General features: G+C 40.2%; 38 protein-coding genes. All 38 read right to left on the bottom strand.

The window, feature by feature from the left end:
* Positions 1-303: 303 nt before the first annotated feature.
* Entirely contained in the window at positions 304-1,407 is a 1,104-nt protein-coding gene (locus RYP29_RS05890; RefSeq protein ID WP_311532622.1) for a nicotinate-nucleotide--dimethylbenzimidazole phosphoribosyltransferase, read from the bottom strand.
* Positions 1,404-2,441, bottom strand: coding sequence for a nicotinate-nucleotide--dimethylbenzimidazole phosphoribosyltransferase (locus RYP29_RS05885; RefSeq protein ID WP_311532621.1), 1,038 nt, complete (start codon positions 2,439-2,441; stop codon positions 1,404-1,406). The genes RYP29_RS05890 and RYP29_RS05885 overlap by 4 nt, the downstream gene beginning before the upstream one ends.
* A gap of 11 nt (positions 2,442-2,452) precedes the next feature.
* Positions 2,453-3,340 (bottom strand): prephenate dehydrogenase/arogenate dehydrogenase family protein, encoded by an 888-nt coding sequence (locus RYP29_RS05880; protein WP_302942454.1) that lies wholly within the window; start codon positions 3,338-3,340, stop codon positions 2,453-2,455.
* 62 nt (positions 3,341-3,402) lie between these two features.
* Positions 3,403-4,749, bottom strand: coding sequence for an MATE family efflux transporter (locus RYP29_RS05875; protein WP_311532620.1), 1,347 nt, complete (start codon positions 4,747-4,749; stop codon positions 3,403-3,405).
* 35 nt (positions 4,750-4,784) lie between these two features.
* Positions 4,785-5,504 carry a LemA family protein gene (locus tag RYP29_RS05870; RefSeq protein ID WP_311532619.1) on the bottom strand — a complete coding sequence of 240 codons (720 nt, stop codon included), beginning with the start codon at positions 5,502-5,504 and terminating at the stop codon, positions 4,785-4,787.
* Position 5,505: 1 nt separating this feature from the next.
* The gene (locus RYP29_RS05865) at positions 5,506-7,338 is read right to left on the bottom strand and encodes an MAG1210 family protein (protein WP_311532618.1); all 1,833 of its coding nucleotides are present in this window, start codon (positions 7,336-7,338) and stop codon (positions 5,506-5,508) included.
* A gap of 228 nt (positions 7,339-7,566) precedes the next feature.
* Positions 7,567-8,439 carry a 2-oxoacid:ferredoxin oxidoreductase subunit beta gene (locus RYP29_RS05860; protein WP_005382786.1) on the bottom strand — a complete coding sequence of 291 codons (873 nt, stop codon included), beginning with the start codon at positions 8,437-8,439 and terminating at the stop codon, positions 7,567-7,569.
* 1 nt (position 8,440) lies between these two features.
* Entirely contained in the window at positions 8,441-10,192 is a 1,752-nt protein-coding gene (locus RYP29_RS05855; protein WP_156931656.1) for a 2-oxoacid:acceptor oxidoreductase subunit alpha, read from the bottom strand.
* Between the two features lie 141 nt (positions 10,193-10,333).
* On the bottom strand, positions 10,334-11,119 hold the full coding sequence (truA, locus tag RYP29_RS05850) for a tRNA pseudouridine(38-40) synthase TruA (protein WP_311532617.1): 786 nt from the start codon (positions 11,117-11,119) through the stop codon (positions 10,334-10,336).
* Positions 11,119-11,919 (bottom strand): energy-coupling factor transporter transmembrane protein EcfT, encoded by an 801-nt coding sequence (locus tag RYP29_RS05845; RefSeq protein WP_005376984.1) that lies wholly within the window; start codon positions 11,917-11,919, stop codon positions 11,119-11,121. The genes truA and RYP29_RS05845 overlap by 1 nt, the downstream gene beginning before the upstream one ends.
* The gene (locus tag RYP29_RS05840) at positions 11,909-12,769 is read right to left on the bottom strand and encodes an energy-coupling factor transporter ATPase (RefSeq protein WP_311532616.1); all 861 of its coding nucleotides are present in this window, start codon (positions 12,767-12,769) and stop codon (positions 11,909-11,911) included. Before RYP29_RS05840 ends, RYP29_RS05845 begins: the two co-directional genes overlap by 11 nt.
* Positions 12,769-13,632: an energy-coupling factor transporter ATPase gene (locus tag RYP29_RS05835; protein ID WP_005377142.1), complete on the bottom strand. Its 864-nt coding sequence runs from the start codon at positions 13,630-13,632 to the stop codon at positions 12,769-12,771. Before RYP29_RS05835 ends, RYP29_RS05840 begins: the two co-directional genes overlap by 1 nt.
* A 174-nt stretch (positions 13,633-13,806) precedes the next feature.
* Complete coding sequence (gene rplQ / locus RYP29_RS05830; RefSeq protein WP_005377090.1) at positions 13,807-14,142, bottom strand: 50S ribosomal protein L17; 336 nt, start codon at positions 14,140-14,142, stop codon at positions 13,807-13,809.
* A 12-nt stretch (positions 14,143-14,154) separates the two neighbouring features.
* Positions 14,155-15,153 carry a DNA-directed RNA polymerase subunit alpha gene (locus RYP29_RS05825; RefSeq protein ID WP_118354110.1) on the bottom strand — a complete coding sequence of 333 codons (999 nt, stop codon included), beginning with the start codon at positions 15,151-15,153 and terminating at the stop codon, positions 14,155-14,157.
* Between the two features lie 73 nt (positions 15,154-15,226).
* Positions 15,227-15,616 (bottom strand): 30S ribosomal protein S11, encoded by a 390-nt coding sequence (gene rpsK / locus RYP29_RS05820; protein WP_004695151.1) that lies wholly within the window; start codon positions 15,614-15,616, stop codon positions 15,227-15,229.
* 19 nt (positions 15,617-15,635) lie between these two features.
* Positions 15,636-16,004, bottom strand: a complete 369-nt coding sequence (gene rpsM / locus RYP29_RS05815) for a 30S ribosomal protein S13 (RefSeq protein ID WP_005377185.1) — start codon at positions 16,002-16,004, stop codon at positions 15,636-15,638.
* Between the two features lie 23 nt (positions 16,005-16,027).
* Positions 16,028-16,141, bottom strand: coding sequence for a 50S ribosomal protein L36 (gene rpmJ, locus RYP29_RS05810; RefSeq protein ID WP_004695148.1), 114 nt, complete (start codon positions 16,139-16,141; stop codon positions 16,028-16,030).
* Positions 16,142-16,167: 26 nt separating this feature from the next.
* A complete protein-coding gene (infA, locus tag RYP29_RS05805; protein WP_005377071.1) occupies positions 16,168-16,386 on the bottom strand; it encodes a translation initiation factor IF-1 in 219 nt (72 codons plus the stop codon).
* A gap of 22 nt (positions 16,387-16,408) precedes the next feature.
* Complete coding sequence (gene map / locus RYP29_RS05800) at positions 16,409-17,179, bottom strand: type I methionyl aminopeptidase (protein ID WP_311532615.1); 771 nt, start codon at positions 17,177-17,179, stop codon at positions 16,409-16,411.
* Between the two features lie 3 nt (positions 17,180-17,182).
* Entirely contained in the window at positions 17,183-17,746 is a 564-nt protein-coding gene (locus RYP29_RS05795; protein WP_004695145.1) for an adenylate kinase, read from the bottom strand.
* A gap of 12 nt (positions 17,747-17,758) precedes the next feature.
* Positions 17,759-19,021, bottom strand: a complete 1,263-nt coding sequence (gene secY, locus RYP29_RS05790) for a preprotein translocase subunit SecY (protein WP_005377189.1) — start codon at positions 19,019-19,021, stop codon at positions 17,759-17,761.
* A 1-nt stretch (position 19,022) separates the two neighbouring features.
* The gene (rplO, locus tag RYP29_RS05785) at positions 19,023-19,466 is read right to left on the bottom strand and encodes a 50S ribosomal protein L15 (RefSeq protein WP_005381674.1); all 444 of its coding nucleotides are present in this window, start codon (positions 19,464-19,466) and stop codon (positions 19,023-19,025) included.
* Between the two features lie 22 nt (positions 19,467-19,488).
* The gene (gene rpmD / locus RYP29_RS05780) at positions 19,489-19,668 is read right to left on the bottom strand and encodes a 50S ribosomal protein L30 (RefSeq protein ID WP_005377126.1); all 180 of its coding nucleotides are present in this window, start codon (positions 19,666-19,668) and stop codon (positions 19,489-19,491) included.
* A gap of 14 nt (positions 19,669-19,682) precedes the next feature.
* The gene (rpsE, locus tag RYP29_RS05775) at positions 19,683-20,186 is read right to left on the bottom strand and encodes a 30S ribosomal protein S5 (protein ID WP_105083564.1); all 504 of its coding nucleotides are present in this window, start codon (positions 20,184-20,186) and stop codon (positions 19,683-19,685) included.
* A gap of 18 nt (positions 20,187-20,204) precedes the next feature.
* The gene (gene rplR / locus RYP29_RS05770; RefSeq protein WP_005382771.1) at positions 20,205-20,585 is read right to left on the bottom strand and encodes a 50S ribosomal protein L18; all 381 of its coding nucleotides are present in this window, start codon (positions 20,583-20,585) and stop codon (positions 20,205-20,207) included.
* Positions 20,586-20,602: 17 nt separating this feature from the next.
* On the bottom strand, positions 20,603-21,148 hold the full coding sequence (rplF, locus tag RYP29_RS05765; protein WP_005377036.1) for a 50S ribosomal protein L6: 546 nt from the start codon (positions 21,146-21,148) through the stop codon (positions 20,603-20,605).
* Between the two features lie 24 nt (positions 21,149-21,172).
* Complete coding sequence (gene rpsH, locus RYP29_RS05760; RefSeq protein WP_005377044.1) at positions 21,173-21,559, bottom strand: 30S ribosomal protein S8; 387 nt, start codon at positions 21,557-21,559, stop codon at positions 21,173-21,175.
* Between the two features lie 27 nt (positions 21,560-21,586).
* The gene (rpsN, locus tag RYP29_RS05755) at positions 21,587-21,856 is read right to left on the bottom strand and encodes a 30S ribosomal protein S14 (RefSeq protein ID WP_005377140.1); all 270 of its coding nucleotides are present in this window, start codon (positions 21,854-21,856) and stop codon (positions 21,587-21,589) included.
* Positions 21,857-21,872: 16 nt separating this feature from the next.
* The gene (gene rplE / locus RYP29_RS05750; RefSeq protein ID WP_005377127.1) at positions 21,873-22,412 is read right to left on the bottom strand and encodes a 50S ribosomal protein L5; all 540 of its coding nucleotides are present in this window, start codon (positions 22,410-22,412) and stop codon (positions 21,873-21,875) included.
* 23 nt (positions 22,413-22,435) lie between these two features.
* Entirely contained in the window at positions 22,436-22,756 is a 321-nt protein-coding gene (gene rplX, locus RYP29_RS05745; protein WP_005385506.1) for a 50S ribosomal protein L24, read from the bottom strand.
* Between the two features lie 18 nt (positions 22,757-22,774).
* Complete coding sequence (gene rplN / locus RYP29_RS05740; RefSeq protein WP_004695117.1) at positions 22,775-23,143, bottom strand: 50S ribosomal protein L14; 369 nt, start codon at positions 23,141-23,143, stop codon at positions 22,775-22,777.
* A 24-nt stretch (positions 23,144-23,167) separates the two neighbouring features.
* Positions 23,168-23,428 carry a 30S ribosomal protein S17 gene (gene rpsQ / locus RYP29_RS05735; RefSeq protein ID WP_105083565.1) on the bottom strand — a complete coding sequence of 87 codons (261 nt, stop codon included), beginning with the start codon at positions 23,426-23,428 and terminating at the stop codon, positions 23,168-23,170.
* 39 nt (positions 23,429-23,467) lie between these two features.
* Complete coding sequence (rpmC, locus tag RYP29_RS05730; RefSeq protein ID WP_004695115.1) at positions 23,468-23,671, bottom strand: 50S ribosomal protein L29; 204 nt, start codon at positions 23,669-23,671, stop codon at positions 23,468-23,470.
* Positions 23,661-24,098, bottom strand: coding sequence for a 50S ribosomal protein L16 (gene rplP / locus RYP29_RS05725; protein WP_005377168.1), 438 nt, complete (start codon positions 24,096-24,098; stop codon positions 23,661-23,663). The genes rpmC and rplP overlap by 11 nt, the downstream gene beginning before the upstream one ends.
* The gene (rpsC, locus tag RYP29_RS05720) at positions 24,098-24,763 is read right to left on the bottom strand and encodes a 30S ribosomal protein S3 (protein ID WP_005377155.1); all 666 of its coding nucleotides are present in this window, start codon (positions 24,761-24,763) and stop codon (positions 24,098-24,100) included. The genes rplP and rpsC overlap by 1 nt, the downstream gene beginning before the upstream one ends.
* Before the next feature lie 16 nt (positions 24,764-24,779).
* Positions 24,780-25,115: a 50S ribosomal protein L22 gene (rplV, locus tag RYP29_RS05715; RefSeq protein ID WP_004695112.1), complete on the bottom strand. Its 336-nt coding sequence runs from the start codon at positions 25,113-25,115 to the stop codon at positions 24,780-24,782.
* A 12-nt stretch (positions 25,116-25,127) separates the two neighbouring features.
* Positions 25,128-25,409 carry a 30S ribosomal protein S19 gene (gene rpsS / locus RYP29_RS05710; RefSeq protein WP_005377144.1) on the bottom strand — a complete coding sequence of 94 codons (282 nt, stop codon included), beginning with the start codon at positions 25,407-25,409 and terminating at the stop codon, positions 25,128-25,130.
* Positions 25,410-25,432: 23 nt separating this feature from the next.
* Positions 25,433-25,782, bottom strand: a 350-nt coding sequence (gene rplB, locus RYP29_RS05705; protein ID WP_311532614.1) for a 50S ribosomal protein L2, incomplete at its 5' end; no start/stop codon positions are given.

Below are 25,782 nucleotides of genomic sequence, written 5' to 3'. Positions count from 1 at the left end.
TTGGCAAGGCGGTGCTCTACCGCTGAGCTATTCCCGCATACAGAACCGATAATTACTATATCATAATTACCTTCTGTTAGTCAAGAACTAAACCAGGTCAGTTCTGACTGCCTTATAATAATATCAATTTACACATATAGTGTCAATGGTTTTTCAATGAATTTCCTATAAAAATAATACGAAAGCTATATGATACAAATCTACATGATTTATAACAAACATATTAAAGAGGACTTTCAAATATATACCTTCTTTACTATTTCTTAAGTAAAGAAACTATATATCATGAAGTCCTCTCTATCATTATTTAATATCTTCTTGTCTACCTTTACCGGCACCATCCTCAGCGGCACGAACCTCTGCTTCTACGAATGTTTTCATGTCATTTAACATATGCATAGATGCATCTACGATAGATAGTCCCATTGTAGAGCCTAAGCCTTCATCGATTTGTAAATCATAATGTAATGGAGGTTTTACATCTAAAAAACGACATTGTTCCTTATGAATAGGATCATCGTAAACAGCGGATGAGAAAACATAGTCTTTCACCAATGGTTCCATCGTCACTGCTGCGAGTACAGCAGCACCAGTTAGTGCATTATCGTATACCACAGCCATACGATGGCTAGCAGCACCTAAGATAAAGCCTGTTAAGAAAGCAATATCGAGGCCACCTGCTACATGAAGCAACCGCAATACAGCAGTGCGGCGGTCGCTTTCAGATAAAACAGACCAATCATCTACAGCAATATCAAATGGATCTACAAACGAATGGATGTGTGCAGCACGCTGTGCAATGGTAGGTCCATTATCAGATTCTGTCAATAAAGTCTCGTACGATGCGCCTGTAATGGTAGCGGTCATAACCAACGCATCAAGGAATGTGCGTTCACCTATATTACCTAAGGCCACCACTTGTAGGCCTGCTTCATGCAATTTATCCGCATAACCAAAGCCCATTTCAAGCGCTTGTTCCAAGTCATCATGACTAATAGAAGGTTCTACGCCAAAGAAGTGGGACCCATTACGAATAACTCGAGAATCAATATTTGCCAAATGATTTGTATCTTGTTCTAAGCCAATATTAACAACGTAAACTGGTGCTTGTAATTTAAATGCCGCCCCTTGCGTAGCACTCATGCCTTCATTAAATCGTTTTATTGCATTTAAACTAGTATGTCCATGTTCAACATTTTGAGGACCATCTACAAGATGGTCTGCTCCTACAATAAGAACACCATATTTTAAATGATTTGGTTTAGGATTCGCCAATACGCCTGCAAATCGTTCAGCTATCGTTTCAAGCATAGCCAGGCTATAAATAGGTTTGGTTAAATTATCAATGCGATACCGGCATGTTTCCATCGCTTTCGTATCTAATGGTTGAATGTTAAAAGCTCTCATGCCTTACCTCCTGTGACAGACTTATACATATGAACTGCAAGGTCAAGCATCCCCATTTGAACGGAACCACCAGAGGCTTCCCCTAAGCAAAGACCTAAGTCCACATAGGCTTCTAATCCAAGATTTTGCAATGAAGATTTAGCCGCTTTTTCTGCAGATAAATGAGAGGCCATAACGTAGTCCATGGAGGCGGGAACCAATGTTTTAGCCACCAGTGCACAAGCAGATGTATTAAAGCCATCGATGATGACCATACCATGATGAGCAGCGGCCCCCAAAATGACACCTACGATACATGTAAATTCAAAGCCCCCTACGGTAGCCAAAATACCAATCGCATCGTCCTTTGGAATATCCTGATATTTAACCAATACATCGTGAACGATACGTTGTTTTAATTTAAGGCGTTCATCGGAAATATTCGTACCTCGCCCCGTTGCCTCTTCTGCAGTGAGGCCAGCAAACTTAGCCGTCATAAGTGCACTTGCTGTCGTATTGGAAATTCCCATTTCACCTACAAGGAACACATTATATCCGTTAGCCATCTTTTCTTGAACCAATTTGATGCCCGTTTCAATGCCTTCGATTGCTTGTTCACGCGTCATGGCCGGTTCTTCTACAAAATTTTTTGTCCCCATCCCCAACTTATGAGAACGCAGTCCAGGGACCCAGCTCATATCCGCATCAATGCCCATGTCGATAACTTCCATATGCGCACCACAATAATTGGCTAAGGAATTGGCACCTGCCCCTTTGGGAATTAAGTAATTTTGCGTCATACCAACAGTCGTTTCCTTTGGGTAGGCACTAACCCCCATATCGGCAACGCCATGATCGGCAGAGGCAATGATCATACAAGGTTTTGGAATTGTTACATTCTTTTGATTTGTAGCTGCCCCATATTGAGCCACCATATTGACGAGACGTCCATATTGCTTACTATCTGACGCATAATTCCAATTCTTAATAATATGTTGTTCAATCTCTTTACTACGACTGTGAATCGCGTCGCAGGTTTCTTGTAGTAACCCCATAACAACTCCTCTTAATTATTCTTAATTTGTCCCGTCAAGTACGGTAATTTATTTCTAACAGCTCGGCTTCTATTTAAATAGTCTTCTAAGGCTTGGCCTTCGTCTTCTTGTGAAAGTATTTCTTTTACCCGACGAATTTCGTCTTCCATTTTAGACAAGCCTTCTAATACATTATGACGATTCCCATAAATGATTTCACGCCACATGGATGGCAAACCGCCGGCTACACGCGTACAGTCACGGAATCCACCTGCGGATAAGCGCATACGTAATTCGCCGAGCTCATCGCCACCAGATACTTGTGTTAAAATGGCGGCTATCAGATGCGGCATATGGCTAACCATCGCTAAATATGCATCATGAGCATATACATCGACAAATTCGATACGGGAACCAACGGCACGCCCCATATCAGCCAATTCTTTAGCCACCTCTGCATTATACACATCAGACGCCTTATCCTCTAATACAATCCACCCCATGCCTTTAAATAGGTTTTTATGAGACACTTCATAGCCGCCCTTTTCAGATCCCGCCATAGGATGAACAGATACGAAAAAGGTTCCCTTTGGAATAGATTCATACACGGCGCGTACAAAATTTTCCTTTGCACTGGATACATCTGTTACCACCTGACCTGGTTTAAACAGATAAGCCACCTCTGTAAAAAGTCGAGCATTAGTATCTGGCGGCAAGGAAAACACTACGATATCCGAATTCTCAACGAGTGGCTCTACCTCAGTCCAAGCTTGGGATACTACCCCATCTTGTAATGCTGCATCACATACCTCTTGTCGGCGTGCATACCCTACTACATCATAATCTGTATAGGCTTTCAAAGCCTTTGCCAACGAACCACCCAACAAACCTAATCCAATTATACCGACGGTTTTACTCATATAAACCTACTTTCACAAGCGTCCCTATATCTCCAATATAGAAATGCAAACAAACTATATCACTACACCTCAATAAGGCGTTTTTCTTTCCATTTTCCGCTATACCAGCGATAGATAAACAATACACCTCGTAAAATCTCATCAGCGGCCATAGCAATCCATATGCCTACAAGGCCCCAGCCCCAATAAATACCAAATAGGTACGATAATGGCACAGCACATAACCACATGCCAAAGATACCAACTAGCATTGGAGTACGAATATCACCTGCGGCCTGTAAACAACCGACCATAACGATATTTACCGCCCGCCCTAGTTCAAGGAAAATCTCCACCAAGAGCACATTATGGGCTAAGGATAAAATCTCAGGATCCGTTGTAAATACAGATAAAACCGTATCACTAGTAATATAGAAAAATGTAGCAAACCCAACGCTAATAACAATGGCTAAACTCATAGACTTCCATACACGATTAGTAACTTCATTTTGTCGCTTAGCCCCCATAAGAAAACCTACAATGACTTGGGACGCATTAGCTATTGCTATGGTATACACATAGCAAAGCATGGCAATAACCGATACATACACCTTTGTATTAATAACAGCTAGCCCTAGAATATTGACCATTTTCATAATCGTCGTTTGCGATAATTGATAGCTCAATGTTTCACCGCCAGATGGCACACTAATATGGAGCAAGGATTTAACCGTATGCCAAGGAAAGGGTCTTAAATAAGACGTGCTAACCTTCAAGTGCAACAATGTCTTGAACAGATATACGATGATAAGAAGGCCAATTACCTTTGAAAGCCACGTAGAAATAGATACACCTAGTACACCAAGACTCGGTATCGGGCCATGACCGAAAATTAGAATATAATTCGTTCCTACATGGATAATATTCATAACAAGTGCCACATACATGGTAATACGCGTCAACGAATGACCTCTAAACACGGCAACCAATGCATAGTACATGGCCTGTATTGGTAATCCTGCCGCTACAATAGTCGTATACAACGATGTATCTCCCATCGTTTCCTGCGGTATCCCAAGCCATGTAAAAATCCATTCATGACAAGTGATAAAAAACACCGCCGCCACAGAGGAGAATACAAAGTTTAGCACTAAACTAACGGTACAAACCTCTGATAACTTCGACTGATTTCGAGCGCCCAAGTATTGGGCAATTAATATCGTTGTAGCCGTGCTCATAACAACGATGAGCATGATAAAAATATTTAAAATTTGATTCGCATTAGCTACAGCGGCTACCGCCTGTGGCGAGTAATGACTCATCATCAGTTGGTCGATATTGCCGACGAGCAATTGCAGGAATACTTCGATAAATATAGGCCAGCTTAAGGTCCAAATAGACAAGCTAATGCCTTTTTCATATGTTTTCATAGTATCCCCTTTTTATTACTACCAAATATTATGAACTAAAAGAAAACACCTTTTGCCTTTTCTTTAGTTTCTTGATCTGCTATGAATGGAATTCTTGTGGTTCTACCTTCCTTAGCAGCTACAATCTTTTTAAATGGGAATTCGAAAATTTCTCTATTCCAAGTATTTACCGCATCATTATATAACGTTCTAGCTGCTGTAATTTCTTTTTGCAAATACGAATTTTGTTGCATCGCATCGCGAATCGTATCTTGGCTTTGCAATTCTGGATAACTCTCTATAGCCACATTTAATGCTCTCGTTGCTTTATTAAGTTGAGAGTTTACATCACTTCTAGATTCTTCAGTAAAATTACCACTTCTATATTTTGCAATATCTACAAGAATATCTTTATCCACTTCGATAGATTTTTCTACGAGTTTAGCCGCATTAGAAAGAATGACAACCCGTTGTTCCATATAGTTATCAATTTCGGATGCTGCATTTTGAATTCGTTGTTCCATCATATTAAATTCGGAACTAATTTGTTTTAATCGCCACCAAGGATAAACAAGTACAACCACACCTATAGCAGATATGAGGTACTTGTCTATAACTATCCCTAAAACGATGCCAATTACACCGATAGCCATTAGAATCGTAGGTATCAATTTTTCAAAGCCACTTGTTTCTACGGGAATCACCTTAGCAATAACATGTACATCTCGACCTTCTGTCATAATCTCTGGGTTCATTTCATCAAGTTGATTAGCCATTTTACTTACCTCCATTTTGTTCAAAAATCGTATTTAATAAGTCTACGAGAGACTGATTATCCTTATAGAGTTTCCCTACCATAAAATGTCCATAGGCAAAGGAACCATTTTTGTTATTTTCGGATCGTTGGTAATGATTCAATTCTTTAACACGCTTGAAATCATCGTCAACTGTATCTACTTCTGCTACTTCAATAAGTTCATGCTTTGTAACCGGCACATACTCATTCCACTTAACTGGTACATAATAGGTTCTACCATTACCTGCTGTAACAGGAACCTCATCCACATGCTCAATAGTCCTATACGAATAAGCATCTACCTTAATAATTTCCGAATCTGCCTCTTTTTTATAGTGACTCGTTTTTAGCAATGTTTTTACATTACTTCTCTGCGTTGCATCAGGAGGAATAAATAACCCAAGGTTCATCTTATTCGCAAGCATTTCTGTAATGTAATCATTATATTTAAAATCATAAGATTTCTTATAAATATAATCAGTAGAAGCCATTTGTTGATATACAGGAATTGCTAAGACTGGCAAAAATGAAAAATACATATGCTCAAAATAGCTACAGTTAAAATTAATGAATTTCTCTTTAATCTTTTCAAAGGAGAAATCATAGTATTGTGATGGTACGGTATCGAAATTCCAATCCATAGAGTTATCAGTTAAAATTTCATTGATTTTACATTGTTTATTGAAAACAAAGTCATCACCATAGGGAGAATTCTCAAAAATATCTTTGTAATTACTTTGTGCTAATGGGGTGAATAACACGCGAAACTCGACCTCATTATTTCGGTCTAATGCATTAAATTGTGCATCGAATTCTTCATTCGCCAAGGCTTGAAAGTTTCCACCATCTTCTAAAGCATCTTGGCTTTTCTTTCTAAGACTTGCAATCCGTTTTGCTAGCTGAATCTTTGCGCCGCCCAAATTAAATAGGCCCTTTTCTGGTGGTCTTCTATGGAATATTAAATTCGGTGCTGCATGATTACCATATACCAAGGATATTCTATTCGCATAATATGGACCAGGTCGTGTTAAAGTGGCGCGAAGTGTTTCACTTACATCTCTAGTTTTTGTATTGCCATCAGAATCTATATATTCTTCTGTATAGACGACCTCACGAGTACCTTCATATGTATAATCATCAATCCAATGGATGATACGCTTAATAAACACAAAAGGATTGCCTAAAATATCGCCAGATGTAATATCCAAGGTAGAATGGTTTACATCATCTTTTTCTAAAAAGCCATAATCTTTAACGAGCTGTTCATAACGCTCCATATTAAAATTGGAATCTAAATGAATAAAGGGAATCGCCTTTTTGATGAGTTCTGCGGTCATCTCACTATGAAACAACTCATTCAACGGCTGCATCATTTCGTACCCTTCGTCACGCATTTGACTTAGCGTTGCATCTAAATCATTCAGTTTCTCTTCGAGGCTCTTCCGATTAGGTCGAATCCAATATACATACAGCCCTATGCATAAGGCTATAATAGCGATACATATAACGATGGATAGAATATCCATTTGCGGTTGTGAAAACTGATACACACCATAAATAAGTGCGCCTATGCCCACAATGAAATCGATAATTCGTACAATACCAAACCGTTTATATGTACTGTTAGACTGATTTCGATTCTCCGAAACATTCGTATACTTATCTATTAAGTCTTTATTTTTATTAATATCAACCTGTGATTGATTTACCAAATCTTGAAAATAATCTTCTGTAATACCTTGGAATGTATCCTTAAGACTTTCTCTGTAATACTTTAGTGGTTCTAGTAATGCTTCATTATATTCATTCGACACGTTACTCTACCCCTCTATCTTATGGCTGTAATAGTTAAAATACGTCTAGCAGGTACTATACCTATGTTTAATTATAAATAACTTAAATTAAAATTAGTATATCAGTTAAGAAAAACTCCGTAAAGTAATTATCACTAACCGAAAAGTAATAAAATGAAAATCCCCTCTTTACATAGTAGTCAGTAAAGAGGGGACCTATATCAGAACACGATATATGTTAAGTTAAACTTACTTAAATTGATTGCAAAGGCTATCAAATAATGCTTGATCAGGTTTAACAACATCTTCAGTCAATGGACGTGGATGTGTACCACCATTAACAGCGGCCATAGCTTTTTCAAAGGAAGGTTTAGTCGTATCTTGATAGATAAGACCAGTAACCAAACCTTGTGTTTCACCTAATGTTTTAAGTGCAGTCGCACGGTCTGTTGGATCATATCCTTCTGGCAAGCTAGTCAAATGTTCTTTGAACCAGTCATAGCTATTGTGTTTGTTGTATGTAACACATGGGCTAAATACGTTGATGAAGGAGAAGCCTTCATGGTCCATAGCTTGTTGAATCAAATCAACGAGTTCAGCACGGTTAATCATATAACCTTGTGCAACAAATGTAGCACCTGCAGCGATAGCAGTTTCACAAACGGACAATGGTGATTCAAAAGCCCCACGAGGTGTTGTTTTTGTAACAAAACCGATATCGGAACGAGGGGATGCTTGACCTTTAGTCAAACCGTAAACATGGTTATCCATAACGATATATGTCATGTTTACATTACGTTTGAAAGCATGAATAGTATGACCCATACCGATAGCGAACGCATCACCATCACCGGAACAAGCGATAACTTCTAAGTCTTGGTTAGCAAGTTTAACGCCTTGAGCGTATGGAAGCGCACGACCATGAGTTGTATGTGCACCATATGCATAAAAATAACCACCGATACGGCTAGAACAACCGATACCAGAGATAACTGCCAATTTTTCAGGTGGAATATTTTTTGCTACTACTGCATCAGTAATGGCAGCTTGTACCCCATAATGACCACAACCAGGACACCAGTTAGGGCGAATATCATTTCTGTAATCTTTAGCTGTTGTCATATTATAGGACCTCCTTAATTGCATTTTTCACATATGATTTTGTGAATGGATTACCATCATATTTCAAGCAGCTAGAAATTTTGGATTTCTTATGCATGTTGATTTTGAATAGGTTAGTCAATTGACCTGTTGCATTATGTTCTACAATAACAACTTTTTTAGCTGCATCCATGAATGGTTGCAATTGTTTTGCAGGGAATGGTTTAATCAAACGAAGTTGTAAATGGTTAACTTTAACGCCTTCTTGATCGAATTCAGCAACTGCTTCTTCGATAGCACCACGGCTAGAAGCCATACCTACAACGAGTACATCAGCTTCATCGTATTTTGCATTGTTCAAGAATGGTTCATAGTTATCAGCTACAGTTTCCAATTTGCGGAAACGTTTATCAGTTTGCGCTACGTGCATTGTAGGCGCTTCTGCTGGTTTACCTTCTTCATTATGTTCTAGACCTGTAGAAAGGAATAGACCATTTTTCATGCCAGGAATCGTACGAGGAGAAATGCCATCTTCTGTCAATTCAAAGCGTTTGAAGTATTTAGGTTGTTCCAATTCAGGAAGGTCAGCTTCCTTCATCATTTTACCGCGATTAATAGGTACACGGTTCAAGTCGAATGTAGGAACGGATTGTTTGTTCAAACCTTGTTGTAAGTCCGGCATAAAGATAACTGGGCATTGATACATTTCTGCCAAGTTGAAAGCTTTTTGAATTTCGTAGAAACATTCTTCGATGGATGTTGGAGAAATAACGATACCTGCATAATCGCCATGAGCGTTGTAGCAAGCCGCATCAATATCGGATTGTTCTACCTTTGTAGCCATACCTGTGGATGGGCCGGAACGTTGTACGTCGATAACAACCATAGGAAGTTCTGCCATGGATGCCATAGACAAGGATTCTGCCATCAAGGATAGACCAGGACCAGAAGTACAAGTGAAACCACGAACACCTGCGTATACACCGCCCATAGCAGTCATACAAGCTGCGATTTCATCTTCTGTTTGAACGATAGTAGCACCTAATTTATCCATGTTTTTAATCATGTATTCCATTACTTCAGATGCTGGAGTAATAGGATAGGATGCCATGAAACGGGAACCTGCTGCAATAGCACCAAGAGCACATGCTTCATTACCTAATAAGAACATTTGATCTTTCTTACCAGGAGCTGGTAATGTATCGATTTCTACATCACCTAATTTTTCCATTACAAGGCTATGACCATCATCAAAAGCTGCCAAGTTTTTATCCACGATTTCTTGGGATTTTTTCGCAAATTTTGCAGCGATTGCATCTTTAAACATCTTAGTATCGAAACCAAGAAGTGCTACGGACATACCAAGTGCTACGATATTACGCATCAACAAGGAACCTTGTTTCATTGCCGTTTCAGAGATTGGCAAGGATAAGCAGTTAACTTTGGAACCTTCAAATTTAGAAAAATCTGGTTTTACTTTACTATCGCAGATGATATAACCACCATCACGCACTTCACCGCCGTGCATATCAACAGTTTCTTGGTCAAGAGCCAACAAGAAGTCTACGCCTTCACCAATGGACATAACTTGTTCCAATGCAACGCGCAATGCGAAGGTAGTATGACCACCTTTGATACGGGATGCAAACAAACGTTGACTGTATAGAGAATATCCTTCTTTTGCAAGGATTGTAGCCATGATTTCGCCACAGCTCTCGATACCTTCACCTTGTTGCCCACCCATTTTCCAGATAAAATCTTTACGTTTTTGCAAGAGATTCACCCTCCTTAGGATATAATTACAATGCTGACAAGAGTCTACCCTATGTATATTAATTACAGCTAAGTAATAAACCTGTCTTATAGTGCAATTGTAACATGTATAGTAGACGTTTTACAATGTAACATTTCATAATTATTCTTCTTTAATACGTTCTATTACCGCATGTAGTCTATCAGTAGTAAAGAAAATTTCCTCTAATACTAGGCCTTGAGCCGGTGCTGTTTTTCCAATTCGCTTACGATCCTTTGCAGCTAATAGTTCAGGAATTTGAGCCACTGATTTTCGGCCTAGCCCAATGTCCACTAATAAGCCAGCTATATTTCGAACCATATGATATAAAAATCCATCGCCCACAACAGAAATATCAATACGACCTGCATTCTCTTTAATACCGATGGCATAAATAGTTTTTACAGGATCCACCGGTGTCGTATTAGCCCCTTTCAATGTAGAAAAATCATGCATTCCTTCAAGAGCTTTACCTGCTTGACGCATGGCTTCAACATCTAGAGGTTTCTTTACATGCCAATGATACCGCTGCCCCATAGGGTCTGCAATTTCACAATTATAAATGGAGTAAATATATTCCTTACCAAAAATGTTATGACGAGGTTTCCAATCTAATGGTATCTCAACAGCCTCTGTTACAACGATATCCTTTGGCAAATGGGCAATCGTCGCCCGTGGAATATTCTCTACCGGTATGGATCCTGATGTTTGAAATGCACAAACTTGAAAGCGTGCATGTACACCTGCATCGGTACGCGATGCACCATAAATTTGGATTGGTTCAGCACAAATAATAGATAATGCCTTTTCCAAAGCCCCTTGAACAGTAATCCCCTTATCAGCAGGTTGTTTCTGATACCCCGCTAAATCAGTACCATCATAGGCCACAATTAATCGTATATTCCGCATTATCCTAACCACCATAGGATTAATAAGATAGCCGTTACAATAAAGACGGCTCCCAAGCCTACATAATCAACCCATGTAATGCTGAGTTCTTTCATACGCGTACGATTAACACCGCCGCGATAGCAACGTGCTTCCATAGCGATAGCCAATTCATCAGCACGGCGGAATGCACTAATAAATAATGGCACTAAGAGAGGTACCATATTTTTAGCTCGCTGAATAATCGAACCTGTTACAAAATCAGCACCACGAGCCGATTGAGCTTTCATAATACGATCCGTTTCATCAAGCAAGGTAGGAATAAAACGCAATGCAATGGTCATCATCATAGCTAGTTCATGAGCCGGCACACCGATGCGGCGGAATGGATTTAGTAAATGTTCAATGCCATCTGTCAGCCGTATAGGTGATGTCGTATAGGTTAGCAATGACGAGAATAAGATTAAGAATACTAATCGTGCCGCCATTTGTAAGCCCATAGCAAGTCCATTATCCGTAATATTAATGATGCCATAGGAGATGATGCTATTACCAGGAGTTGTAAAAATATGAATCCCCATCGTGAATACAATGATAATCCATAATGGTTTTATCGCATTCCACATCAAACGTAATGGCAGACGAGATAATAGCATGGCTCCAATGGTGAAAGCCGCCACAATGCCATACGCCAATGGTGTATTAGCCAAAAATATGGCAACAACGAAAATAGTAGTGCCTATAATTTTTGCCCGTGGATCCATGCGATGTAATAACGAGTTACCAGGGAAGAATTGGCCAATTGTAATATTATTTAACATGTTGACCTCCTTCTAGAATAGCTTGTACAGCATCATCTACGGTTAACACTTCGTTTGATACATCAAGGCCTCGGTTTCGCAATGATTCGATCAATACGGACACAGGTGGCACATCTACGCCAACCTGTTGTAATACATGGCGATGATGATTAAAGATATCTAACGGTTTACCATCCAGTACAATCTGACCCTTATCTAATACAATGAGACGATTCGCCATGCGTGAAATATCTTCCATATTATGAGATACGAGGATGACTGTTACATCCTTTTCCTTATGTAGTTTAATAATTTCATCAAAGATTTCTTCACGCCCAAATGGATCAAGGCCTGCAGAAGGTTCATCGAGTACAAGATAATCCGGTTCCATCGCCACTACACCAGCTATGGCAACACGGCGCATTTGACCGCCAGATAAATGAAATGGAGAACGTTCAGCATAGATATCATAATCCAGACCTACAAAGGCCATAGCTTCACGCACTCGACGGTCTACCTCTTCTTCATCAAGGCCTAAGTTTTTTGGCCCAAATGCAATGTCTTCGGCAATCGTTTCCTCGAAAAGTTGATGTTCAGGATATTGGAATACCATGCCTACCTTATGACGCATATGTTTAGCTTCATCAGTTTTTTCACTTACGTCCACACCATTGACCGTCACTTTACCCGTCGTAGGATGCAACAAACCGTTGAGATGTTGCACAAATGTGGATTTACCCGATCCAGTATGTCCAATAATGCCGAGAAACTCACCATTTTCAATGGTCACCGAGATGCCCTTCAACGCTGTTTTCTCAAAAGGAGTACCCACACCATAGGTATAGGTAATATTATCTAATACAATAGCCATCAGTGTGCCTCCTTCGCATAGTACGTCGTTAATGCATCACCAAGTTCATCATTAGTAATGATATCATTAGGGATATCTACGCCCTTTTGAATGAGTTTCGATGCAACCTCAGCTGCAACAGGTACGTCTAAGCCCAAATCTTTTAGCGTATCCACTTGAGTAAAGATTTCACGCGGTGTTCCCTCTTGTAATTTAACGCCATTTTTCATAACCACAACACGGTCTGCGGTTACCGCTTCCTCCATAAAATGGGTAATGATTACAATGGTAATACCTTCTTCTTTATTGAGTCTATGAATTGTTTCAAGAACCTCTAAACGCCCTTTTGGATCCAACATAGCAGTAGGTTCATCTAATACGATACAATCTGGTTTCATAGCAAGTACACCGGCAATGGCAATCCGTTGCTTTTGACCTCCAGATAGTAAATGTGGACCATGTTCCGCATATTCGGTCATGTTTACTGCAGCCAAAGCATCATCAACACGTTTACGAATTTCAGCACTAGGTACGCCCAAATTTTCTGGACCAAATGCTACATCCTCTTCTACCACAGCTGCTACGATTTGATTATCTGGATTTTGGAATACCATGCCCACATGTTGGCGAATATTCCAGATATGTTCATCATCTAATGTGTCAAAACCACATACGGTAACATTTCCCCCTGTAGGTTGCAATAACACATTAAAATGCTTAGCCAATGTACTTTTACCACTGCCGTTAGTACCTATAATGGCTACAAATTCGCCGCGCCGTATGGTAAGACTCACATCATCTAGGGCACGCACGTCATTACCATTTTCATCAACATATAAATGGCTTAAATGATTGACCTCAATCATTGTTTCGTTTGATTTCATGAATAGCCTCGTATCTTTCTAGTCAATTTCGTTTTATGTGAAAGTTAACAATTAATCTTCAACCACTACGATAACTGCTACTATATAACGATATTTGTACTAGTCGATTGTACCATAAAATTGACAATAAAAAAACGGTGTTGCAACCGAAGTTACAACACCGTATGAGTTTGATTAAACTAACTCGATAATAGCGCAAGGTGCAGCGTCACCTTTGCGAAGACCAGTTTTGATTACACGAGTGTAACCACCTTGACGGTCTGCATATTTTGGAGCAATTGTATCAAACAATTTTTTTACTACGCTTTCATCCATGAGGTATGCAAGAACTTGGCGACGTGCATGAAGATCACCACGTTTAGCCAAAGTTACCATTTGATCAGCTAAAGAGCGAAGTTCTTTCGCTTTAGCTTCAGTAGTTTCGATACGCTCATATTGGAAGAAAGATGTTAACATGCTACGGAACAACGCTTTACGAGCGGAGCTATCGCGGCCTAATTTTCTGTACATTCGTCTTCCTCCTTATTCGCCTTTTTGCTTAAGACTAAATCCACCTGGGTGGTTGCTGAGTTTTTCAGCGATTTCGTCGATAGATTTTTTACCTAAGTTGCGAACTTTTCCTAAGTCATCAATGGTTTTGTCTAGCAAATCTGCAATTGTGTTGATACCAGCACGTTTCAAGCAGTTGTACGCACGAACAGAGAGTTCCAATTCATCGATGGAAATCTTAGCTGGGCCGTCATCTTCTTGAACATCTTGAGGAGTAGGATCAACTACATCACCTTCAAGATTTTGATCGTCTAATTCAACAACACTTGTAGAGTGCGCTAATTTAGTGAAGTTCCCTAAATAACCAATCATAATGGCAGCAGATTTTGCCACTGCATCAGCAGCGGTAATGGAACCATCAGTCCAAACTTCTAATGTAAGTTTGTCGAAGTCCATTTCATTACCTACGCGAACATCACTCACTTCGTATTTAGCACGAAGAATTGGGGAGAAGATGGAATCGATTGGAATACAACCGATAACATCTGTATCCTTTTTATTCTTAGTAGAAGGAACATAGCCCTTACCACGTTCGATTACTACGTCCATTACTAAATGAGCTGTTTCATCCATTGTCGCAATCACGAGCTCTGGATTCAATACTTCTACTTCTGGTGGAAGTTGTTCAGCCAAATCAGCAGCTGTTAATACACCATCCTTTTGGAAATCAAAGTGAACTTCCAATGGCCATTCTGCATCTTCTTCAAGCTTAATGCACAATTGCTTTAAGTTAAGGATGATATCCGTAACATCTTCGCGGATACCAGGAATAGTAGAGAATTCATGAAGAACCCCATCAATTTTGATAGAGGTGATAGCTGCCCCATCCAAGGATGAAAGCAAAATTCTGCGCAAGCTATTACCGAGAGTGATACCATAGCCACGATCTAATGGTTCGCATACGAATTTACCATAGCGACCGCCTTCGGCAATGTCCACTTTCTCGATTTTAAGTTTCTTTTCTTCGCTCATCAGGAACATCCTCCTATATAACACACGTTCTTAGTTTAATTATAGCACGGCCGTCAAAACGGCCGTCTATATATTATACACGACGGCGTTTTGGAGGGCGACAACCATTGTGAGGAATTGGAGTTACGTCTTTAATGGAAGTAACTTCAAGACCTGCAGCTTGTAAAGCACGGATTGCAGCTTCACGGCCGGATCCAGGACCTTTTACAAATACTTCAACAGTGCGAAGACCATGTTCCATTGCAGCTTTAGCAGCTTGTTCAGCAGCCATTTGAGCAGCGAATGGAGTGGATTTACGGGAACCACGGAAGCCCAAGCCACCAGCGGAAGCCCAAGACAACGCATTACCGTTTGTATCTGTCAAAGTTACGATAGTGTTATTGAATGTAGAACGAATATGAGCCGCACCGGATTCAATATGTTTCTTTTCTTTTCTTTTAGTTCTAACAACTTTTTTAGCCACGCTTTATCCCTCCTTTATCTTATTTCTTTTTACCAGCAATTGCTTTTCTAGGACCTTTGCGAGTACGTGCATTCGTTTTAGTACGTTGACCACGAAGTGGTAAACCCATACGATGACGTTTGCCTCGATAGGAGTTGATTTCAATCAAGCGTTTAATGTTAAGTGCTTCTTCACGACGAAGGTCACCTTCTACTTTATAATCAGCATCTAACACTTCACGAATTTTCGCTACTTCATCTTCAGAAAGATCGCGAACACGTGTGTCAGGATTGATACCAGTTTTAGCTAGAATTTCGTCTGCTAAAGTAGGACCAATACCATAAATATAAGTTAAACCAATTTCCACTCGTTTATCACGAGGTAAATCTACACCGGCGATACGTGCCATTTAAATCTCCACCTCCTATCAGATTATCCTTGTTTTTGTTTATGTTTTGGATTTTCGCAAATAACCATTACGCGGCCTTTGCGTTTAATGATTTTACATTTTTCGCATATCTTTTTAACTGATGGTTGAACCTTCATTAGTACCTCCTTTGTGGACCCTATGCTTATTTAAAGCGATAGGTGATGCGACCACGATTTAAGTCATATGGTGTCAGTTCCATAGTAACTTTATCACCAGGAAGAATACGGATAAAATTCATACGCATTTTACCTGACACGTGAGCTAATACCACATGACCATTTTCCAATTCTACTTGGAACATAGCATTAGGTAATGCTTCTACTACCGTACCTTCCACCTCAATAACGTCTTCTTTTGACATATTTTTTCCTCCGGTTACCTGTTTATTTAATTAACCGCGGTTCATCACGCATGGTTAATATTTCAGGGCCGTTTTCTGTAACAACCACTGTATGTTCGAAATGAGCAGCTGGTTTACCATCAATGGTAACTGCCGTCCAGTCATCACCCAACACACGAACTTTATAGGAACCTAATGTAATCATTGGTTCAATACACAATACCATACCTGGTTTCATCACAGGACCGTGGTCCGGATTACCATAGTTTGGAATTTGTGGATCTTCATGCATTTCACGGCCTAAACCATGACCAACGAAGTCGCGAACGACACCGTAACCATGTTTCTCACAATACGTTTGAACAGCGTGACCGATAGCACCGATATGGTTGCCAACTTTCACTTGTTCGATTCCCTTGAACAGACTTTCCTCTGTTACTTTTAACAATTTCATCACATCTGGTTTGACATGACCAATTGGAATTGTCACAGCCGAATCGCCGTGATATCCATCAATAGATGCTACAAGATCAATACTGAGGACATCACCGTTTTTAAGCTTACGCTTAGCGCTCGGAATACCATGAACAACTTCTTCATTGATAGAAGCACAGATTGTAGCAGGGAACCCATAGTACCCTTTACAACTTGGTATACCACCGTGGCTGCGAATATATTCTTCGGCAATTGTATCTAACTCAAGCGTCGTGATGCCAGGTTTAGCCTTTTCTACTAACAAGGACAACGTGTCTGCTGTAAGCTTGCTTGCCTTGCGGATACATTCAATTTCATGGGGCGATTTCAAAATAATCATGGATTATTTCTCCAACGCCTTAATGATGTCAGCAAATACTGCGTCTACATCTTGTAAACCATTAATTTCTTGATACAAACCGCTATTACGATAGTAATCAATTAATGGTTTAGTAGATTCTTCGTACACAGCTAGACGTTTCTGTACTGTTTCAGGGTTATCATCAGCACGATTTTCAAGAACTGCTCGTTCACTAATGCGTTTAACAAGTTCTTCAGAAGGAACATTTAAGTTAAGCACAGCGTCCAAAGAAATTCCTAATTCTTTTAAGATTGCATCCAAGGATACAGCTTGCGCTGTAGTTCTTGGGAATCCATCAAGAATAAATCCAGATTTGCAGTCATCTTTAACCAAGCGATCACGTACGATACCAACAGTTACACTGTCTGGTACCAATTGACCAGCATCGATATATTTCTTAGCCTCAACTCCAAGAGGTGTTTCGTTCTTAATCGCAGCGCGGAACATATCACCTGTTGAAATTTGGGGAATACCGTATTTTTCAATAAGTCGAGCTGCCTGTGTGCCTTTACCAGCACCAGGAGGTCCCATTAATAAAATATACATTCTGTTTCCCTCCTATTTTACAAAGCCCTTATAGTGGCGTGTTACCATAAGTGACTCAATTTGTTGCATTGTATCAAGTGCTACACCTACAACGATCAAGAGAGCTGTACCACCAAAGTATACGCCTTGCACGCCTGTAATCGTACCGAGGAAATTCGGTATGATAGCGACGATAGCTAAGAATACAGCACCAGCCAATGTAATCTTGGTCATCACGTTATCCACATAATCAGCAGTAGGTTTACCCGCACGGATACCAGGGATAAAACCACCGTATTTTTTCATATTATCTGCCATATCTGTAATGTTGATAGAGATTGCAGTATAGAAGTATGTAAAGATAAAAATCAATATTGCATACAATGCCGTTTGTAACGGCGTTCCCCATGTGAATAAATCCGCAATTTTATGAACGAAATCGTTTTCAATAAATTGCGCAATCGTTACAGGGAACATCAACACAGATGACGCAAAGATAATTGGAATTACACCTGCCTGATTGACTTTCAACGGCAAGAATGTAGAGTGACCACCGTACATTTTACGACCTACTACGCGTTTAGCATATTGAATCGGAATACGACGTTGGCCTTGCGTAACTGCTACTACAACAGCAATCATTGCAATTGCAATTACAGCAAATAAGAATGCTTGGAACATGTTAATTGTTCCAGTTTGTATATATTGGTAAATGGTTTGAAGACCATCTGGTAAACGAGCTACGATACCAGCAAAGATAATCAAGGAAATACCATTACCAATGCCATATGCTGTGATTTGTTCGCCAATCCACATCAATAAGCATGTGCCTGCTGTTAGGATGATAGCTACAACAAATACACTAAGGATATCATTATTTACGAGAGCGGAATTTGCACGTAGTGCAAACGCCATGCCAAAGGCTTGGACAAAACCTAAAACAACCGTACCATAACGAGTTACCTTCGCAATTTTTTTACGGCCCTCTTCACCATCTTTACTCCACGCTTCAAACTGTGGAACTACAGCTTGAAGTAGTTGCATGATGATGGAAGCATTAATGTAAGGTGTAATACTCATTGCAAAGATAGAGAACTTACTTAGCGCACCACCAGCAAACAAGTCTAATAGACCGAATAGGTTACCGGATGTAAACAAAGATTCAATTACAGATGCATCTACACCAGGTACAGGGATGTGAATGCCGGCTCTAAACACGGCAAACATCATCAATGTGTACAAAATCTTATTACGCAACTCGGTAATCTTAAAGATGTTCGAGAGGCTATCTAGCAAACTAGATCACCTCTACTTTTCCGCCTGCTGCTGTGATTTTTTCTTCAGCAGATTTAGTGAAGCCGTTAGCAATAACAGTTAGGTTTTTAGTTTCCAAAGAACCATTACCTAAGATGCGGATGCCATCGCGTACGTTTTTCAAAATACCAGCTTCAATAAGAGCTACTGGATCAACTGTTGCACCGTCTTCAAAACGGTTCAATTGTTCTACGTTAACTTCAGCATATTGTTTAGCAAAAACGTTGTTGAAACCACGTTTTGGTAAACGACGATAAAGAGGCATTTGGCCGCCTTCAAAACCGGAGCGAACGCCACCGCCAGAACGGGAGTTTTGACCTTTTTGACCACGACCAGATGTTTTACCCAAGCCAGAACCTAAACCACGGCCTACACGAGTACGAGTTTTTTTGGAACCAGCTGCTGGTTGTAATTCATGAAGTTTCATTCAGTGCACCTCCTTATCAGTATTAAACTTCTTCAACTTTTACTAAATGTCTAACTTTGTGAAGCATACCTTGAATTTGAGGTGTTACTTCTTTTACGACTTGAGAATTAGTTTTTTTCAAGCCCAAAGCTTTAACTGTCGCGCGTTGATCTTCAGGACGACCGATTAAGCTTCTTGTTAATGTTACTTTAACTTGTGCCATTTCTTGTCTCCTTATTACGCGTTATAGATTTCTTCAACGGATTTACCGCGAAGTTCAGCAACTTCGCTAGCACGTTTCAAATCTTTCAAACCTTCAATAGTAGCACGAACCATATTGTTAGGGTTAGAAGAGCCCAAAGATTTAGTTAAGATGTTACGAACACCAACTAATTCCAATACGGCACGAACAGGGCCACCAGCGATAACGCCAGTACCTTCAGCAGCTGGTTTCAAGAATACGCGGCCTGCGCCGAATACACCTGTTACAGTGTGAGGGATTGTACCATTTTTAATTGCTACGTTTACAATATTTTTCTTAGCATCATCGATACCTTTGCGGATAGCTTCAGGTACTTCCGCAGCTTTACCTAAGCCAACGCCTACATAACCGTTGCCATCACCAACAACTACAAGTGCGCTGAAGGAAAAACGACGACCGCCTTTAACTACTTTGGCTACGCGGTTGATGAATACTACTCTTTCTTTAAGATCAAGACTGGTGTAGTCAATTCTCGCCATGTCTATAGTTCCTCCTTCTTAGAATTTTAAGCCTGCTTCACGAGCACCTTCTGCAAGGGCTGCTACGCGGCCGTGATAAATGTAACCACCACGGTCAAACACTACAGTGTCAATACCTTTAGCGATAGCTTTTTTAGCAACTGCTTCACCAACAGCTTTAGCAGCAGCAATGTTACCACCATAGGATAAGTTTAAATCTTTATCTAAAGAGCTAGCAGCTACTAATGTTGTACCTGCTACGTCATCGATAACTTGAGCGTAAATGTTGCTCAAGCTGCGATATACGTTCAAACGTGGACAAGTTGCCGTACCAGAAATATGGCGGCGAATACGAAGATGACGTTTTGCTCGAGCGATGTTTCTACTAGATTTACGAGGCAAGATATTCACTCCTTTCATTCATATAGATGATATTACTATTTACCTTTTGCACCAGCTTTACCAGCTTTACGACGAACAACTTCGCCTTCATAGCGGATACCTTTACCTTTGTAAGGTTCTGGTTTTCTCCATTTACGGATATCAGCTGCTACTGCACCTACAACTTCTTTGTCTGCACCAGACACAACGATTTTGTTAGGAGCTGGAACTTCAATTGTAATACCAGCTGGAGCTTCCATCTCTACCGGATGAGAGAAGCCAAGTGTAAGAGCTAATTTATTGCCTTGTTTAGCCGCTCTGTAACCAACACCGTTGATTTCAAGAGTTTTTGTAAATCCTTCTGCTACGCCTGTTACCATATTAGCAACAAGAGCGCGAGTCAAACCGTGAAGGGCACGATGAGCTTTATCTTCGGAAGGACGAGCTACTGTGATTGTGTTACCTTCTACAGTGATGATCATATCTGGATGCAAATCGCGAGATAATTCACCTTTAGGACCTTTTACGTTCATATGATGGTTATCATATGTAACAGTAACGCCTGCAGGAATCTCGATAGGCATTCTACCGATACGTGACATTATTTCTACCTCCTATTGCTACTATTACCAAACGTATGCGATTACTTCGCCACCAAGACCTTCTTTACGAGCTTGTTTGTCGCTCATAACGCCTTTGGATGTAGAAATAACTGCGATACCCAAACCACCAAGTACACGAGGAAGTTCTTCCTTTTTCGCGTAAACACGTAAACCTGGTTTGGAAATACGTTTAATTCCTGTAATAACTTTTTCGTTATTGGAACCATATTTCAAAGTTACTTTTAAAGTGTTTTCTTCTTTTTCAACGTTCTTTACGAAACCTTCTTGTAAAAGGATTTCAAGAACTGCTGCTTTCATTCTAGATGCAGGAATGTTTACCGTTTCGTGAAGTGCAGCATTTGCATTACGGATGCGCGTAAGCATATCCGCGATAGGATCGGTCATTACCATAATCTAAAAACCTCCTCTCGTCTAATATTACCAGCTGGCTTTTTTAACACCAGGAATTTGTCCTTTGTACGCCAATTCACGGAACGCAATACGGCTGATACCGAATTTACGCATATAGCCGTGAGGACGACCAGTTAAGTTGCAACGATTGTGCAAACGTGTTGGGGATGCATTAGCTGGTAATTTGGACAAGCCTTCATAATCACCTGCTGCTTTAAGCGCCGCACGTTTAGCTGCATATTTTTCAACGATTTTAGCGCGTTTCTTTTCGCGTTCAATCATAGATTTTTTAGCCATCTATATGTTCCTCCTATTATTTTTCAAAAGGCATACCGAATTGAGTCAACAATTCACGAGCTTCTTCATCTGTTTTAGCACTTGTTACTACGATGATATCCATACCAGTAACGCGTTCTACCTGATCATATTCGATTTCAGGGAAGATGAGCTGTTCTTTAAGACCCAAAGCGTAGTTACCACGGCCATCAAATGCAGTTGCGCTGATACCGCGGAAGTCACGTACACGAGGTAATGCCGCATTGATCAATTTATCAAGGAATTCATACATGCGTTCGCCACGAAGAGTAACTTTTGTACCCAACGCCATGCCTTCACGAACTTTAAAGTTCGCAATAGATTTTTTAGCTTTTGTGATTACAGGTTTTTGACCAGCAATAATTGTTAAGTCATTAACTGCAGCTTCTAAAGCTTTTGCATTGCCTACAGCATCGCCAACGCCGATGTTGATAACGATTTTTTCCAATTTAGGAATTTCCATTACGTTGCCGTATTGGAATTTTTCTTGCATACTCTTTTTAATTTCAGAGTTGTATTGTTCAAATAAACGAGACATTTATGTAGCTCCTCCTTTCCTGATTATTTAAGTACTGTACCGGATTTAACAGTTGCACGAACGAATTTACCGTCTTTACCTTCAACTTTTTTGATACGAGTAGCTGTTTTAGTTTCTGGGTCAACGATCATTACGTTAGAAACATGGATACCAGCTTCTTTAGTAACGATGCCGCCTTGTGGGTTAGCTTGAGAAGGTTTTGTGTGACGTTTTACAGTGTTTACGCCTTCAACAAATACGCGTTCTTTTTTAGGTTCAGTAGCAATTACTGTACCTTGCTTACCTTTATCTTTACCGGAGATAACAACAACTGTATCGCCTTTTTTGATTTGTAATTTAGCCATATGCTGCGTTCCTCCTTCTTATAATACTTCTGGAGCTAAGGAAACGATTTTCATGAAGTCTTTTTCACGAAGTTCTCTAGCTACAGGTCCGAAAATACGAGTACCACGAGGGGTTTTATCGTCTTTAATTACTACTGCTGCGTTTTCATCGAAACGGATATAGGAACCGTCTTGACGGCGGATACCTTTTTTAGAACGAACAATAACAGCTTTGACTACGTCGCCTTTCTTGACAACGCCACCGGGTGATGCATCTTTTACAGAAGCAACGATTACGTCACCGATATTGCCGAATTTGCGATAAGAACCGCCCATGACTTGGATGCACATAATACGTTTTGCACCAGTGTTGTCGGCAACATTCAAAATTGTTTGTTGCTGGATCATCGTCTATTCCTCCTTACATCACTCTTATTTTTGTCTTTCAAGAATTTCAACAACTCTCCAACATTTATCTTTAGAAAGTGGACGAGTTTCTACAATTTTAACTGTATCACCAATGCGGCACTCATTATTTTCATCATGAGCTTTGAAGCGTTTATTGCTAACCATTGGCTTATTATATAATGCGTGAGGTACTTTACGTTCTACAGCAACAACAACAGTTTTTTCCATTTTGTCGCTAACAACTTTACCTACGCGGACTTTACGTACGTTTCTTTCTTCTGCCACGATTTTAAGCCTCCTTTTCAAACTTTAACAAATCTGTCATTATGCGTTTTCAGATTTAAGTTCAACTTCACGTTGTACAGTTTTAATACGAGCGATTGTCTTCTTAACTTCACGAATGCGCATAGGATTCTCTAATTGACCTGTTGCAAGCTGAAAACGGAGGTTAAATAACTCTTCCTTAAGACCGGAAACTTTTTGTTCCATTTCGGCAGCGCTCATATTGCGAATGTCATTAACCTTCATTTACGTCACCACCCAATTCTTTACCCTTAACAACAAATTTGCATTTGATTGGAAGTTTATGGCTTGCAAGACGCATAGCTTCACGAGCTACAGCTTCTGGCACACCGTCCATTTCAAACATTACACGACCTGGTTTAACTACTGCTACCCAGTATTCAGGAGAACCTTTACCGGAACCCATACGAGTACCAGCTGGTTTAGCTGTGATTGGTTTGTCAGGGAAAATTTTAATCCATACTTGACCGCCACGTTTGATATAACGAGTCATAGCAATACGAGCAGCTTCGATTTGACGGTTTGTGATCCAAGATGGTTCGCATGCTACCAAGCCGAACTCACCATGAGACACTGTATTACCGCGCATAGCACGACCTTTCATACGGCCGCGGAATTGCTTACGATGTTTTACACGCTTTGGAATAAGCATTACTTGCCACCTTCTTCCTTCTTAGCAGGTTGTTTTGCTTCTGGCAAAACTTCACCTTTGTAAATCCATACTTTAATGCCGATACAACCATAAGTTGTATGAGCTTCAGCAGTACCGTAGTCGATGTTTGCACGAAGTGTGTGCAATGGAATGGAACCTTCACGGTAGGATTCGCTACGAGCGATTTCAGCGCCACCAAGACGACCGCTAACCATGATTTTGATACCTTTTGCACCTAAGCGCATTGTACGACCAACAGCTTGTTTCATTGCACGACGGAAACCGATACGGCGTTCCAATTGACCAGCAATGTTTTCTGCAACAAGAACTGCGTCCATGTCTGCTTGTTTAATTTCTGCAATGTTTACGTCAACTTGTTTATCAGTGAAACGAGTCATTGCTTTTTTGATATCTTCGATACCAGCACCACCACGACCGATAACCATACCTGGTTTTGCAGTGTGGATAGTCAATTTAATACGTTTATTTGTACGCTCGATTTCAATGCGGGAAATACCAGCAATGAAAAGGGTTTCTTTCAAGAAGTTACGAATTTTTACGTCTTCATGAAGATTAGCAGCGAAATCTTTTTCTGCATACCACTTTGCGTCCCAATCTTTTACGATACCGACACGCAAACCGTGTGGATTAACTTTTTGACCCACTCTGTTTCCCTCCTTCTTAAGCTCTTTCTTTAACTACTACTGTTACGTGGCTAGTGCGTTTCAAAATTTTGAAAGCTTGTCCACGGGAACGAGGATGAATACGTTTCAATGTAGGACCTTGATCAACGAAGATCTCGGATACATACAAGTTATCCACATTCATATCAAAATTGTGTTCTGCATTTGCGATTGCGGAACGCATAACTTTTTCGACTACATCAGCGCCAACTTTCGGAGTGAACTTCAAGATGGCAAATGCCTCGCCGATGTTTTTACCGCGCACTAAATCAGCAACGATACGGATTTTACGAGGCGCGATTCGGATATGTCTAGCGATTGCTTTTGCTTCCATTAATTATTCCTCCTATTTTTTGCCTGTAGATTTTTCGTCCTTACCGTGACCTTTGAAAGTACGTGTAGGAGCGAATTCACCTAATTTATGACCTACCATATCTTCTGTAATGAATACAGGTACATGTTTGCGACCATCATGCACAGCAATTGTGTGGCCTACAAAACTAGGGATAATAGTAGAGGCACGGGACCAGGTTTTTACAACTTTCTTTTCGTTAGTTTCGTTTAAAGCATCAACTTTCTTAAGCAAATGATCTGCTACGAAAGGGCCTTTTTTAATAGATCTGGACACTATTTTATCTCCTTTCCTTTATCCTATTTTGTACGACGTTTAATGATTAAGCTGTTAGAAGCTTTTTTCTTGTCGCGAGTTTTAACACCATGTGCTGGTTTGCCCCAAGGTGTAACAGGATGTTTACGACCAACAGGAGATTTACCTTCACCACCACCATGTGGATGGTCACAAGGGTTCATTACAACACCACGGTTACCAGGACGAACGCCCATCCAACGATGACGACCAGCTTTACCAATTACTAGGTTGCTGTGTTCAGCGTTGCCTACAACACCTACAGTTGCACGGCATTCTTGACGTACGCGGCGCATTTCGCCAGATGGTAAACGAAGAATAGCATAGCCATTATCTTTACCCATCAATTGAGCGG

This window comes from uncultured Veillonella sp. (assembly GCF_963534045.1).
GTDB lineage: Bacteria > Bacillota > Negativicutes > Veillonellales > Veillonellaceae > Veillonella.
This window is presented reverse-complemented; position numbering and strand designations above follow the sequence as displayed.

Coding starts and splice junctions, on each gene's coding strand:
- RYP29_RS05875 (WP_311532620.1), bottom strand. CDS start 4,749: ATGAAAACATATGAAAAAGGCATTAGCTTGTCTATTTGGACCTTAAGC.
- rplQ (WP_005377090.1), bottom strand. CDS start 14,142: ATGTACAGAAAATTAGGCCGCGATAGCTCCGCTCGTAAAGCGTTGTTC.
- infA (WP_005377071.1), bottom strand. CDS start 16,386: ATGTCAAAAGAAGACGTTATTGAGGTGGAAGGTACGGTAGTAGAAGCA.
- map (WP_311532615.1), bottom strand. CDS start 17,179: ATGATTATTTTGAAATCGCCCCATGAAATTGAATGTATCCGCAAGGCA.
- rplR (WP_005382771.1), bottom strand. CDS start 20,585: ATGAAAGGAGTGAATATCTTGCCTCGTAAATCTAGTAGAAACATCGCT.
- rplV (WP_004695112.1), bottom strand. CDS start 25,115: ATGGAAGCAAAAGCAATCGCTAGACATATCCGAATCGCGCCTCGTAAA.
- rplO (WP_005381674.1), bottom strand. CDS start 19,466: ATGAAACTTCATGAATTACAACCAGCAGCTGGTTCCAAAAAAACTCGT.
- rplF (WP_005377036.1), bottom strand. CDS start 21,148: ATGTCACGTATCGGTAGAATGCCTATCGAGATTCCTGCAGGCGTTACT.
- rpmD (WP_005377126.1), bottom strand. CDS start 19,668: ATGGCACAAGTTAAAGTAACATTAACAAGAAGCTTAATCGGTCGTCCT.
- rpsH (WP_005377044.1), bottom strand. CDS start 21,559: ATGGTAATGACCGATCCTATCGCGGATATGCTTACGCGCATCCGTAAT.
- RYP29_RS05880 (WP_302942454.1), bottom strand. CDS start 3,340: ATGAGTAAAACCGTCGGTATAATTGGATTAGGTTTGTTGGGTGGTTCG.
- RYP29_RS05890 (WP_311532622.1), bottom strand. CDS start 1,407: ATGAGAGCTTTTAACATTCAACCATTAGATACGAAAGCGATGGAAACA.
- truA (WP_311532617.1), bottom strand. CDS start 11,119: ATGCGGAATATACGATTAATTGTGGCCTATGATGGTACTGATTTAGCG.
- RYP29_RS05825 (WP_118354110.1), bottom strand. CDS start 15,153: ATGAGCGAAGAAAAGAAACTTAAAATCGAGAAAGTGGACATTGCCGAA.
- RYP29_RS05840 (WP_311532616.1), bottom strand. CDS start 12,769: ATGGCTATTGTATTAGATAATATTACCTATACCTATGGTGTGGGTACT.
- RYP29_RS05795 (WP_004695145.1), bottom strand. CDS start 17,746: ATGTATATTTTATTAATGGGACCTCCTGGTGCTGGTAAAGGCACACAG.
- RYP29_RS05885 (WP_311532621.1), bottom strand. CDS start 2,441: ATGGGGTTACTACAAGAAACCTGCGACGCGATTCACAGTCGTAGTAAA.
- RYP29_RS05845 (WP_005376984.1), bottom strand. CDS start 11,919: ATGTTAAATAATATTACAATTGGCCAATTCTTCCCTGGTAACTCGTTA.
- RYP29_RS05870 (WP_311532619.1), bottom strand. CDS start 5,504: ATGGCTAATCAACTTGATGAAATGAACCCAGAGATTATGACAGAAGGT.
- RYP29_RS05835 (WP_005377142.1), bottom strand. CDS start 13,632: ATGAAATCAAACGAAACAATGATTGAGGTCAATCATTTAAGCCATTTA.
- rplN (WP_004695117.1), bottom strand. CDS start 23,143: ATGATCCAGCAACAAACAATTTTGAATGTTGCCGACAACACTGGTGCA.
- rpsN (WP_005377140.1), bottom strand. CDS start 21,856: ATGGCTAAAAAATCTATGATTGAACGCGAAAAGAAACGCGCTAAAATC.
- rpmC (WP_004695115.1), bottom strand. CDS start 23,671: ATGAAGGTTAATGACATTCGCAATATGAGCGCTGCCGAAATGGAACAA.
- rpsE (WP_105083564.1), bottom strand. CDS start 20,186: ATGGCGAGAATTGACTACACCAGTCTTGATCTTAAAGAAAGAGTAGTA.
- rpsM (WP_005377185.1), bottom strand. CDS start 16,004: ATGGCACGTATCGCCGGTGTAGATTTACCTCGTGATAAACGAGTGGAA.
- RYP29_RS05860 (WP_005382786.1), bottom strand. CDS start 8,439: ATGACAACAGCTAAAGATTACAGAAATGATATTCGCCCTAACTGGTGT.
- rplE (WP_005377127.1), bottom strand. CDS start 22,412: ATGTCTCGTTTATTTGAACAATACAACTCTGAAATTAAAAAGAGTATG.
- rplP (WP_005377168.1), bottom strand. CDS start 24,098: ATGCTTATTCCAAAGCGTGTAAAACATCGTAAGCAATTCCGCGGCCGT.
- rplX (WP_005385506.1), bottom strand. CDS start 22,756: ATGGCTAAATTACAAATCAAAAAAGGCGATACAGTTGTTGTTATCTCC.
- rpmJ (WP_004695148.1), bottom strand. CDS start 16,141: ATGAAGGTTCAACCATCAGTTAAAAAGATATGCGAAAAATGTAAAATC.